Below are 12,604 nucleotides of genomic sequence, written 5' to 3'. Positions count from 1 at the left end.
TCTACTTGCTCATTTTTATTTTGATACGAAGATATAAAATTCATACTGATTTTTAAACTTTGCGCCTTAGCGGTTGTGATTAATTGATTTACTGCAAAGGCGCAGAGACGCAAAGAGTAAAACTATTTTAGTATTTTAGAAAATGAAAATTATTCAATCAGAAATATTCAGTAGATATCCTAAAGTTAAATTCGCTTTCTCAACAAAAATTGGATTGAATAGGGAAGCACCATATTATTTCAATATGTCCAAAACGGTTGGTGATGATCCGAAACTTGTGGATGAAAATAGAGAATTATTTTTCTCTTCAATCGGTTTAAAACCAAATCAAATTGCATTTCAGAAACAAATTCATACAGATAAAATCAGCATTGTAACCAAACCCGGTTATCAAGGTGAAAGTGATGCGATGTTAACTGATAAGCCAAATATAGGTTTAGCAATTTCAACCGCGGACTGTACACCGATTTTTATTTATGACACAAAACAAAAAATTATCGCAGCCATTCATTCCGGATGGCGAAGTACCAAAGCAAAAATTGTCTCAAAAACTTTGGATGAACTTAACAGAAAATTCAACTGTAAACCGGAAAATTTAATTGCATACATCGGGCCGTGCATTTCTCAAAAAAATTATGAAGTCAGTTCTGATTTCATAGACTATTTTGATGAAAAATACTTACAACCAATAGGCGACAAGTTTTTGTTGGACTTGAAACTTGCAAATAAAGACATGCTGTTTCAATTCGGCATTTCTGAAGCCCAAATTGAAGTTAGTCCATTTTGTAGTTTTGGTGAAGATTATCTTCATTCTTACAGAAGAGATGGAAAAGTTTCCGGTAGAGCACTTGGAATAATTTCATTTGGAGAAGGATAGGTAGAATTAATTAAATATCCATTTACAATTCTATTTTACGAATTCGTCAATCCGCAATTTCAATCGATATTTACATGCTAGTTCTGAATTAGAGACTGTTAATCTTTACATGTGAATATCATAAAAATCTCATTTTCCGTTTTGTTAATTAAAAACCCTCTATATCCTATTCGTACGTATTTCTACGGATTTACTTTAACTGAAACCCAGTTTATATTATAAACAGATAACACCTTTTTTCGCAGCTCTGTAAAGCCGCTCTTCGGCAATAGACAAAGGAGGTAATAAATGTAATGCAATAAAAAACATAATTACTTAATTTGAATTATTGAAAGCAGCCTCAAGCAAAGCATCAGCTTGAGCGGAACAAAAGAAATTAAAAATTAGGCGGAAAAATGAAAACAACATCTAATTTAAAAACACATTCGGCATTAATCTACTTTTTCCTTTTACCTTTGTCCTTTATACTTGTCTCCTGTAACACAACCGAACCACCACCACCGGTTAACGGTAACGACAAACCCAAACCAAAGATTACACTTACTGTTGATGATACATCTCCAACCGAAGTATGGCTTAACTTAATAACTGAAAACATATCTCTGTCGGATACTCTTAAATTAATTAGAAATAACGATACTGTAAAAACTATTGCGTTGTTTGACAGCAATTATGTTATTTACGAAGACTCGCTGCTGCCTTCTCAAACATATGTTTACCAAGTATCAAGTATCGAGTATCAAGTATCAAGCGAACAAGTTGCGGCAGTAACAATGGACACAACAAGCCACAACTTCACTTGGGAGGTATTTGAGTTTGGCGAACATGGCAACAGCATACTGAGAGATGTAGCGATTATAGACGAGAACAACATTTGGGCTGTTGGAGCAATTTACCTAAAAGATTCTACCGGCACGAATGATTCGAAGGCATACAATGCAGTTCATTGGGATGGGACAGTTTGGACTCCCAAAAGAATCCTTTATTACGGAGAATGTAGTGCAGTGCAGTATCCGCCATTTTATTCAGTTTATGCTTTTTCAGAAAATGAAATAGCACTCACAAACGGCGGAAGTATAGGTTGGTTTGATGGGAAAACGGTTTCTCTTGATTGTGGAGTAAATCCATTATTAAACGGTGCGATAAACAAAATCTGGGGTACAAGAAAGAATGATATATATATCGTAGGTGGAAACGGTTCGATCGCTCACTACAACGGCACGTCTTGGCTAAAGATAGAGAGTGGTACGGATGTAGATTTGTTGGATGTTTGGGGGGATGAAAGCGAATCGCAAATATTCATAACCGGTATGGATGACTCGAATGGAAATACTGTTTTGTTGTCAGTAAACAACTCAAGTGTACAAACACTCTATGATTATAATGTACTAAATCCCAACCAGAGTGATCTTGAAGGATTTGTAAGAGGAGTATGGTTCAACGAATTCCCATATTTCTATTTACTAACCTCAAGCCATGTAACAAGAATAAGAAAGGACAAGATAGAAGAGAAGAAAAGGATATATGAAGTAAGTCCGGATTTTACGGGAGGATATCATCAAATAAGAGGAAGCGCAATAAATGACATGATGATTGTAGGAAATAGAAACCACATATCTCACTATAATGGAAGAAGCTGGAAGGAATTCACTGAGTTGTTTGATAACACAATTCTACTAACATCTGTTTCGATTAATGAGGATCTTGTCTTAATAAGTGGAAGAAAGAATACAGGTATACTCACAAGTCAAGCAGTAATAATTATTGGAAAAAGATAATGATTGTAAAATTTAAAAAAAGAAAATATTGTCTCCCAAAAAATCAATAAAACAACTATGGGAGACAAATCAATCTATGAGGTAAAAGATGAACATGAAATATATAGTACTAATTTATTTGGTGAGCATAATGAACTTAATTTCCCAAAGCGAAAACACATGCCTTAATTTTGAAAATACTACGGAAACCAGGGAACCATTAAGTGGACTTGAAGAAATAGTAGAATCAGAACATTTTATTATTCACTATACTCAAAGTGGTGTTGACGCTTGTTCAACTGATTTTGCCAATCGAGCCAGCCAATATGCAGAAGAAAGTTACAACTTACAATGTAATGTATTTGGCTGGCAAATACCTCCTGGAGACGGTGAGGCTGGAGGAAGTTTCGATAAGTATGACATTTATATCAAGGCAATTGAAGGGTGGGGAGTAACGATACGAGAAGTTCCGGACGGCTGGACAAATAATTGGGCATCGAGTTATGTACAAATACGGAATAATTTGGATGATGACATGCTAAAAATCACAGTAGCTCACGAATTTAATCACGTTATTCAATATGGATATTCATTAAAACATGAGGAATATTGGTTTCATGAAAATACGGCAACCTGGGTTGAAGATTTAGTTTATGATGAGCCCGACTTATATCTAAACTGGTTTGACGAAAGACCAAATGCAATAGATGACCCGGATTCACGAATAGATAACAGGAGTGAACGTGGTGTAAAGTATAGCGGGGCGTTGTGGCCGCGATTATTGGCTGAATGGATTAGCCCGCAAGTTGTAATAGACAGTTGGGCAAGAATGGGTCAATCAGAAAGTACGACTATAATGGAGGATATAGATTTCACACTACAAAATTATAGTAAAACATTGAGTGAAGCCCTAATCGAATATGCAGTTTGGCGTTATTTCACGGGAAGTCGAAATGATAACCAGCATTTCAGCAATGCTTCTGATTTACCCATGGTTCCAATTAGCAAAGAATTTAATACTATTGATCTTCCAGTAATAGACTCGCTTTATCTTAGTAAAGGAATTGGTAACCTTAACTATATATCATTGATAAATGAATATGACAATTTGCTCATAGAATTTTCCGAGGTAGCTACAAGTAAATGGGCAGTTGCTGCAATTGAAGACAAATTTCCGTCTCAGTCTGAAGTAATATATTTCAATCAATCCAACCAAGTTATAGCAAGTTCATCTTCTTCAAATAGGGTTATTCTATTACCGGTTAAACTTGTTAGCGTTGGTACAATCTGGGGTTATTATAGTGCCGAGAGTTACCCAACTGTATCTATTAATTTTTTCAATAAAATAAATAATAACAATGCCGGGGGGGTTTTGCTATTAGACGGTTCTGACGAAATTCAATCTGGTGATGCAAGGGAGCTTGGTGAACTAACAACACACGAGGTTGAAACACTTAATGAGCGCTTCAATAATGCCAAGTTTAACAATTGGAACAATTCAAATTCGAGATACTTTTTAAGTAATGATTTTACTGCTGAAGCAGGAAATGATCAGACTGCTAATTTTGTTGATCTTGAACTTGCGACAATATCAATAAAGGTAGACGGTTTTAACTTGATCACTCAAAAAGATTCAATCATGTTCAACGACCCATGGTATGTAAACGAATACGGAGATCAGTTAGGAATGGGCAATTTTCTGACTTTTTCAGCACCATACGTTCCTACAGGAAAACATGGTGAATCTAACGGCGGTGTTTTCTTGGATCAAGATTACAATATACCAGGTAATCCTTATTACTCCGTCTCCATCTCGCCAACACAAACAATAAACTACAACAACCGCAGTCATAAAATATACTTTACCGGTTGGGCTCATAACGGCAAAGCGGATTTTGAAGATGCAGAATTAACAACGACACCGGTTGTATTCACAGACGGCGGTGCGGTGGTTTATGCTAACAATAAAGGCTCGTTAATGAGCAGCTCAACATCAGCTCTTCGTGGTCCAAGCCAAAGAAAAATAGCAAGAACTAGTGATAATAATTATCACCTACTTTATGAGAGCAACGGTAAAATCTGGTACGAGATCAATAATGGTACAAGCAATGAATGGAGCCTTCATAATTTGTCGTTCCCGAATCTGTATTGGGAAGGAGAATTTCCATCGGTTGACGCAAATGGTGATGATCTACTAGTTGCTTATCAAAAGTATAACGGAAGCAGTACTGAAATTAGGGCAGCTCTCTTTGATTCACCTACAAGCACAATCGTCGCTGATGTGGTTGTATCTACTATTCCCGGTGATGTCGAAGCCAAACCGGTTGTTGCATATAACAATGATGGAAAATTTGTTGTAACATTTATTACTAATACCGGAATATTAAAGTATGTAAACTGCCAAATATCAGGCAGCTCAATCTCTGTCTCAAATGTTGGTACAATTGATGAGGTCGGTAATGTTCAGAATATTAGCATAGCCGGAGTAAAAATTAATGGTAATGATAAATACTATCTAGCTTTTGAAACAGGTGATGATAGGATAAGATTCACAACGCTAACAGGATTCAGCTACGGTACAATACATACGCCATCTAATAATTCTGGATATGATACTCATTGGAACCCCGAAGTAGTTATTTCCGGATCAACTGTTTATGTTGGTTTTATAGGTCAACGGTATGAAGCCGGTGAAGAAGAACCGGGACCAATCCAATGGAAAACAAATGCATTTGGCGGAGGCGGAGGTTCTTTTGGTGAATGGAAAGAAAGAGGACTTTTAAGATCATTTAACGGATCAAGCTGGAGCGGTATTATAAAAGCTCTCGGGAGTGATGTTGATGATGTCGCTCTTAATACAGCAGGGAGTTCTGTTGTATTTGCTTATTATACACAGACCGATGGAGCTCTTGGTGAAACTTATTATACCCGCGGAGTTCAAAGCGGAGATGGATTTAATACAATATTTAATATCTCCGACGGCGGGAAATCTTTTATGCTATCAAACGCCAATTCTATAGGCGATATGAAATGGGTTGATGTAGCCGTTTTCGCCGATCACCTTAGCATGGCAGAACCGCCTTTTTCACTCAAGAGTGGAAACATTAATTTTTCTGCTAGTAAAGATGGCTCTAGTACTGATTTAGCTATGATAGGACGAGAAGGTGTAACAACAAGAGACAGCGTGCAGTTCTACTTTACTTTTGGAGAAATTATTGTTGATGGTGTACAGGTAAATTTCGTTGAACTTCCGGACACGATGAAGGAAATAAAAAATTCCAATCAATTAAATAAGTTTTTAGTTAGTGAACCTTTTACTCTCGATGATAACTCCCAATTTACATATGGCGTGATGTGTGGAGTGGCTGACTCGGCAGATATTGAAGTTGCGCTTGAGAAAAATAAATACATTAATTTCAAAGTTGAGTTGATAGAAGATCAAATTCAAAAAGTACTCGGTGTTTATGATAATGTAACCTTTACTTCCGATAGTATTAATTATTATTCCAATAAAAACTATCAAGTAGATACAAAAGGTATCGGGAATAAAACCGTTAGACTTCGCTTACAAGTTAAGGATAACTTTAAGCAGAATTACAGCATCGGTAATTTGTTGGTGGAGGATTCCTTAATGTATAAGAAGGGATACAATGAATTAAATTATAAAGGTGAACTGTTAGTAAAGGATTACGATCTTGTTCAAAACTATCCTAACCCCTTCAATCCTACAACTACCATAAAATACCAAATACCGAAATCCGGTCATGTGAAGCTAAGAGTATATGACATACTCGGCAGAGAAGTTACGACACTCGTAAATGAGTACTTAGAAGACGGCAGATATGAAGCTGTATTCAATGCAAATGAACTATCAAGCGGCGTATATATTTATCGTCTGGAGGTAAATGATTTTATTACTTCTAAAAAGATGATGTTGGTAAAATAATGTATATGTAGCGGCTTCTTTAGTGAAGTCGCTACGTATCCAACAAAACCCATGATAATCAAACTCTCCTCGCAAAGTTAAAGATGGAAGAAAAATAAATGATTTAAACAATTTTTAATCCGCAAATTTGTCAATCCGCAAATTCAAAATTATTAATAGAATAATTGCTAATTTTGTGAACAAATTTTAGAGACACACTATGTCCAACATAATTAGATTAAAAGGTGCATCATTTTATGCTTATCATGGAGCACTTCAGGAAGAACAGAACATCGGCGGAAAGTATGAAGTGGATTTGGAAATGCACACGGATTTTTCAATCGCCGCGAAAGAAGATAATCTGAAGAAAACTATTGACTACACCGAAGTTTACAAATATGTAAATGAAATTATTCATCAAAAGAAATACTATTTGATCGAATCTATTGCATCGGATATAGCGGATAAAGTTTTACATCATTTCCCGAATGTATTTAGAGTGACTGCAACGGTAAGAAAGAAAAGTGTCCCGGTCGGGGGTTTAATTGATCACGTTGAAGCAGAGGTAACAAGAGAAAATGGAAAATCGTAGTTTTATAGGATTCGGTTCCAACATTGACGACAGATTGGCGTATATCAATAAAGGCATTGAATTATTGGAATCAGAAAACAAATGCAGTATAAAAAATGTTTCGTCAATTTATGAGACAAAACCTTACGGCTACACGGAACAAAATAATTTCTTAAATTGTGTTGTTGAGATTTTAACTTCGTTAAGCTTGCAAGAATTGTTAAATCTCACAAAAAATATTGAATCTCAAATCGGAAGAATAAAAAGAGAAAAATGGGGACCGCGTGAAGTTGATCTGGATATATTGTTTTACAATGATCTGATATATTCCGATGAAAAAATTACAGTACCGCATAAAGATGTTTTAAATAGAGATTTCGTGTTAATTCCGCTGTGTGAAATTGCACCGGATTTTATTCACCCGGTTGAAAAGAAAAAAATTTGTGAACTTAGCAAAGCCGAATTAGAGACTAACATTATTCACAAAATAGAATTTAACTTTACTTAAGCGAGAAAAATTTTGAAGGAAATAAGGTACATTGCAATTGAGGGAGTTATCGGTGCAGGTAAAACATCTCTCGCAAAAAAGCTTTCCGAAAAACTAGATGCAAATCTCATCCTTGAAGAATTCGAAACAAACCCTTTCTTAGAAAAATTTTATGATGACAGAAGACGTTATGCATTTCAAACACAGATGTTCTTTTTGATTAACCGCTATAAACAACAGGAACAACTCGCTCAAGAAGATCTGTTCGCAAAGTACATTGTTTCGGATTACATTTTTGATAAAGACCAGATTTTTGCTTATCTAAATATTGAAGGAGAAGAGCTGAAGTTGTATGAAAATTTGTTTCCGCTTCTTCAAAGAAGTTTGCGTAAACCGGACTTAGTGATTTTCTTACAATCTTCAACAGATAGATTAATGCATAACATTAAACGTCGCGGAAGAAAAGTCGAAAGAAATTTAACACGCGGTTACATTGAAGAACTTAGCGAAGCATACAATAACTTTTTCTTTAAGTATAATAATACGCCGTTGCTAATTGTTAACTCAACTGAAATAGATTTTATTAACCGTCAGAAAGATTTTGATGAATTATATAATCAAATTTTTAGAGAAGACAGAGGATTTATTGAGTACTTTAATCCGGAAAGAAGAGGATAATAGATGGGCTTGATACGAATTATTATTTGGGCATTGTTTTTTTATATAATTTATAAATTGATTAGAACATTAGTTTTGTTTTTTATGTCTCCAAAGAGAAATCAGACTGAAGATAATGTAAATCAACCTAAGAAAAAGAAATCAAAAGTTGATAAGAAAGATATTATTGAAGCAGAATTTGAAGAAATAAAAGACAAAGAAAAGGAAAACTCGCAAAGTTAATGTCATCTCAAAAAAACTCTTCGAACCTTATAATAAAACTCATTTTAAAATTCTTCGCGGTTGAAGAAAAAGAAAACTTTGCAGTAACAAATCCCAATAAAATTTTAATAGTAAGACAACATAATCAATTCGGTGATCTACTTGCAAGTGTTTCATTATTCCGCGCAGTAAAAGAAACTTATCCAAATTGTGAATTAACTGTAATTGCAAGTCCGCAAAACCATTTCGCGGTTGAGAAAAACCAATTCATCGATAATCTTTTTATATATAATCAAAAGCAGTTTATCAATCCCGTCTATGTTTATAGATTAGTTCAGTTACTTAAGCAGAAATATGACATAGTATTTGTCCCGGCTACCGTTTCTATTTCAGCAACAAGTTGTTTGCTCGGTAGATTAGCTAAGAGTGATTTCAGAGTTGGTCCCGCTTCACTTGATGGTAAACGAAATAAACTTGCTCCAATATTTCATAAAAGAGTTCACCTTAATTGGAGACGTTACCCCGATACTCACATTTCTGACTTCGGATTAGAAATTCTCAGATCAGTTGGAATAAATACAAAGAATTATAGATCTTCGGTTACATTTGAAGAAAGTGAGTTAGAATCAGCTAAACAATTTGTGTTTGATCTGGGGACAAATAATTCCAAAAATTTAATTGGTTTACATATAGGTGCCGGTAAACCTCCGAACCGATGGTCGCTTGATAAATTTATAAAGATCATAGAAAAGATGAACGAAGATTATAGATCAACATTTTATATAACCGGTAGCAGCAGTGATTCAGAAGAAATTGATTATGTTAGAAGCAAACTACAAGTAAAAGTGGGCTATTTTATAAATAGATCTATCCCCGAGCTAGCAGCATTAATTTCAATATCGGATTTATTTATCACAAACGATACAGGTGTTATGCATGTAGCCGGTGCAACAGATACCCCGCAAATTTCAATATTTGGTCCAACTAATCCTTTCAATTGGGCACCAATAGGCACAAATAAATATTTTGTGCGTAAATCTGATTTGATTGATGACGTTACCGTGAACGATGTGTACGAGATTTGCACTATGATACTTGCCGATAAGAATACAAAGGAATTACAAGATGTTGACGAATAAAAATTTTGCAGCAATAGATATTGGAACAAATTCAATTCATCTTATCGTAGTAAAGATTTTAGAGTATGGTAATTTTGAAATTATTGACCGTGAAAAAGAAGTTATTCGTTTAGGTGAAGGTTTTTCCGGTGATATAAAAAAGTTATCGGCCGAAGCGATAGAAAGAGCTGTAATTGCAATTAAACGTTTCAAAGGAATTGCCGAACTTCATAGTGCAAATGTAAGAGCTGTCGCTACAAGTGCAGTACGCGAATCGTTAAATAAAAATGAATTCATTGAAAAAGTCTTGAATGAAACGGGGATTGAAGTTGAGGTAATTTCCGGACAAGAGGAAGCTAGATTAATTTATTTAGGAATATTGCGTGCCGTTCCGGTTTATGAAAAACGAGCACTATGTATAGATATCGGTGGTGGAAGTACCGAATTAATTCTCGGTATAAACGGTAAAATTGAATTTTCCAGAAGTATAAAAATTGGTGCGGTAAGATTAACACAAAAGTTTTTTCAAAAAGAGAAACTATCCAAATCGGCAATTAAAGAATGTAAAAAGTGGATTGAAGGTGAAATCTATCATGTAACTAATTACATAAATAAATATAGGTTTGAAGTCTGTGTTGGTTCGTCAGGTACAATTCAAACTGCCGGCAATATAATTGCAGAACTTTCCAACAGGGAAGTAACACCAAACCGCATACTTAACAATTTTGAATTCACAAAAGATGAACTAAACAAAGTTGTAAATGAGGTTCTTAATTCTAAAACATTATCGGATCGTAAAAAGATAAAAGGAATGGATTCCAAACGTGCGGATATATTCCCGGCGGGAATATTAATTTTACAAACAATTTTTGAGCAGCTTAATATTGACAAACTGACAATTTCGGAATATGCACTTCGTGAAGGAATAGTTGTTGATACATTACAGAATTTGAACATAGAAAAACATCGTCCGCGGTTGAGTGATATTAGATATGAAAGCGTTTTGCAGCTTGCCAAAAATTGTTACTTCGATAGTGAACATTGTTTTCATGTAGCTAATTTTTCAGCTAATCTTTTTGATGATCTAGAAGACTTACACAAACTTGACGGAAGCACACGTGAATATTTAATTGCTGCATCATTACTACATGATGTTGGTCATCATATTTCGCATAATCAGCATCACAAACACAGCAATTACATAATTCGCAATAGTGAGTTAATGGGATTTAATGAAAACGAAATTAATATTATTGCCAATGTTGCAAGATATCACCGCAAAAGTCATCCCAAACAAAAACATCAAGAATTTGCTTCACTTTCTTCCAAAGATCAATTAGTTGTAAAGAAGTTATCGGCAATTTTAAGAGTTGCGGATTCTCTCGATAGATCGCACAAACAAAAAGTAGAATCAATTTCCGCAAAAGTTGTTAATAATACTGTTGAGCTTCATCTTAAGCTTAAGGATAAGTCAATCGAAATAGAGCTTTGGAATTTAGATAGAAGAGAGAAGTTATTTGAGGATGTGTTTGAGAAAACTCTAGTTATTCATAGAACTTAAATCAGATTTAATGTACTATTAATTGCAGCTTTATATCAGAATTCATTAAAGCATTCATAAATAGAAATCTTTTGCTTTTATAGCACACCCTCTTTATATTTGAAAATTCATATTTCAGAAAAAATTTAGACATTTCTTATGATTTATATCAAAAATTTAGCAGATCATGTAGGTGAATCAGTTACTCTTAAAGGTTGGTTATACAATAAGAGATCGAGTGGAAAATTACAATTTTTAGTCCTCAGAGACGGAACCGGAATTGTTCAATGTGTTGTCTTCAAAGGCAATGTTTCCGAAGAATTATTTGAAGAAGCTAAAAAACTTACACAAGAATCTTCATTTGAAGTTACCGGAACAGTCAAAAAGGATGATCGTCAAGTTGGCGGACATGAAATTGATGTTACCGATTTAAAAATCATTTCTATCGCAAACGAATATCCAATCACACCGAAAGAACACGGAATTGAATTTTTAATGGATCATCGTCATCTCTGGTTACGTTCGCGTAAACAGTGGGCGATTATGAGAATTCGACACAGAATTGTAAAAGCAATTCGAGATTTTTATGATTCTCGTGGTTTCACTCTTTTCGATCCTCCGATAATCACACCAAACGCGGTTGAAGGTACCTCGACTCTTTTTGAAACTCCATATTTCGATCTTGGGAAAGCTTACTTAACTCAATCGGGACAACTTTATGCGGAAGCCGGTGCGATGGCGCTTGGCAAAGTTTATACATTTGGACCGACTTTCAGAGCAGAGAAATCAAAAACTCGTCGTCACTTAACCGAGTTTTGGATGGTCGAACCTGAAATGGCATTCTATGATTTGAACGACGATATGAATTTAGCCGAAGAGTTTATTGAGTATATAGTCCAAACTATTTTAGAAGAACGAAAAGAAGAATTAGAAATATTAGAACGAGATACAACAAATTTGGAGAAAGTTAAGAGACCGTTCCCAAGAATATCATACACCGAAGCTGTTGAGATTCTTAAAAAGAAAAATCACGCATTTGAGTGGGGAAATGATCTCGGCGGTGCTGATGAAACCGTTATCTCCGAAGAGTTTGATAGACCGGTAATGATTCACAGATATCCGGCTGCTGTAAAGGCTTTTTACATGAAACGAGATCCCGATGACGAAAAATTAGCACTTGCTGTTGATGTTATTGCTCCGGAAGGTTATGGTGAAATTATCGGCGGTAGTCAAAGAGAAGATGATCTTGATAAATTGTTGGAAAGAATAAAAGAACATGATCTTCCACAAGAATTTTTTGAATGGTATTTGGATTTAAGAAAATACGGTTCTGTTCCTCATTCGGGTTTCGGATTAGGACTTGAAAGGACAGTTAGTTGGATTTGCGGTCTTGATCACTTAAGAGAAGCAATACCATTCCCACGAATGATTTATAGGAATACGCCTTAAT

Annotated in this window: 10 protein-coding genes; all 10 read left to right on the top strand. The window is 35.0% G+C overall.

All coding sequences use genetic code 11. The features are described from left to right. Window positions 1–142: 142 nt before the first annotated feature. The 10 genes from pgeF (at window position 143) to asnS (ending at window position 12,603) form a co-directional block, all read left to right on the top strand. The gene (gene pgeF / locus QY331_10270; protein WKZ68337.1) at window positions 143–877 is read left to right on the top strand and encodes a peptidoglycan editing factor PgeF; all 735 of its coding nucleotides are present in this window, start codon (window positions 143–145) and stop codon (window positions 875–877) included. A 395-nt stretch (window positions 878–1,272) separates the two neighbouring features. Next, window positions 1,273–2,655, top strand: coding sequence for a hypothetical protein (locus QY331_10265; protein WKZ68336.1), 1,383 nt, complete (start codon window positions 1,273–1,275; stop codon window positions 2,653–2,655). A gap of 130 nt (window positions 2,656–2,785) precedes the next feature. Further along, window positions 2,786–6,580 carry a T9SS type A sorting domain-containing protein gene (locus QY331_10260; GenBank protein ID WKZ68335.1) on the top strand — a complete coding sequence of 1,265 codons (3,795 nt, stop codon included), beginning with the start codon at window positions 2,786–2,788 and terminating at the stop codon, window positions 6,578–6,580. A 199-nt stretch (window positions 6,581–6,779) separates the two neighbouring features. Continuing rightward, complete coding sequence (gene folB / locus QY331_10255) at window positions 6,780–7,151, top strand: dihydroneopterin aldolase (GenBank protein ID WKZ68334.1); 372 nt, start codon at window positions 6,780–6,782, stop codon at window positions 7,149–7,151. Then, window positions 7,138–7,638 (top strand): 2-amino-4-hydroxy-6-hydroxymethyldihydropteridine diphosphokinase, encoded by a 501-nt coding sequence (folK, locus tag QY331_10250; GenBank protein ID WKZ68333.1) that lies wholly within the window; start codon window positions 7,138–7,140, stop codon window positions 7,636–7,638. Before folB ends, folK begins: the two co-directional genes overlap by 14 nt. A 12-nt stretch (window positions 7,639–7,650) precedes the next feature. Further along, window positions 7,651–8,295: a deoxynucleoside kinase gene (locus tag QY331_10245; protein WKZ68332.1), complete on the top strand. Its 645-nt coding sequence runs from the start codon at window positions 7,651–7,653 to the stop codon at window positions 8,293–8,295. 3 nt (window positions 8,296–8,298) lie between these two features. Continuing rightward, entirely contained in the window at window positions 8,299–8,517 is a 219-nt protein-coding gene (locus QY331_10240; protein ID WKZ68331.1) for a hypothetical protein, read from the top strand. Next, window positions 8,517–9,635 carry a glycosyltransferase family 9 protein gene (locus tag QY331_10235; GenBank protein WKZ68330.1) on the top strand — a complete coding sequence of 373 codons (1,119 nt, stop codon included), beginning with the start codon at window positions 8,517–8,519 and terminating at the stop codon, window positions 9,633–9,635. The genes QY331_10240 and QY331_10235 overlap by 1 nt, the downstream gene beginning before the upstream one ends. Beyond that, window positions 9,622–11,175, top strand: coding sequence for a Ppx/GppA phosphatase family protein (locus QY331_10230; GenBank protein ID WKZ68329.1), 1,554 nt, complete (start codon window positions 9,622–9,624; stop codon window positions 11,173–11,175). Before QY331_10235 ends, QY331_10230 begins: the two co-directional genes overlap by 14 nt. A 138-nt stretch (window positions 11,176–11,313) precedes the next feature. Continuing rightward, window positions 11,314–12,603, top strand: a complete 1,290-nt coding sequence (asnS, locus tag QY331_10225) for an asparagine--tRNA ligase (GenBank protein WKZ68328.1) — start codon at window positions 11,314–11,316, stop codon at window positions 12,601–12,603. Window position 12,604 lies beyond the last annotated feature (1 nt).

This window comes from Melioribacteraceae bacterium, from assembly GCA_030584085.1.
Lineage (GTDB): Bacteria > Bacteroidota > Ignavibacteria > Ignavibacteriales > Melioribacteraceae > SURF-28.
The sequence above is the reverse complement of the archived record's forward strand: the minus strand, read 5'-3'. Positions and strand labels throughout refer to the sequence as shown.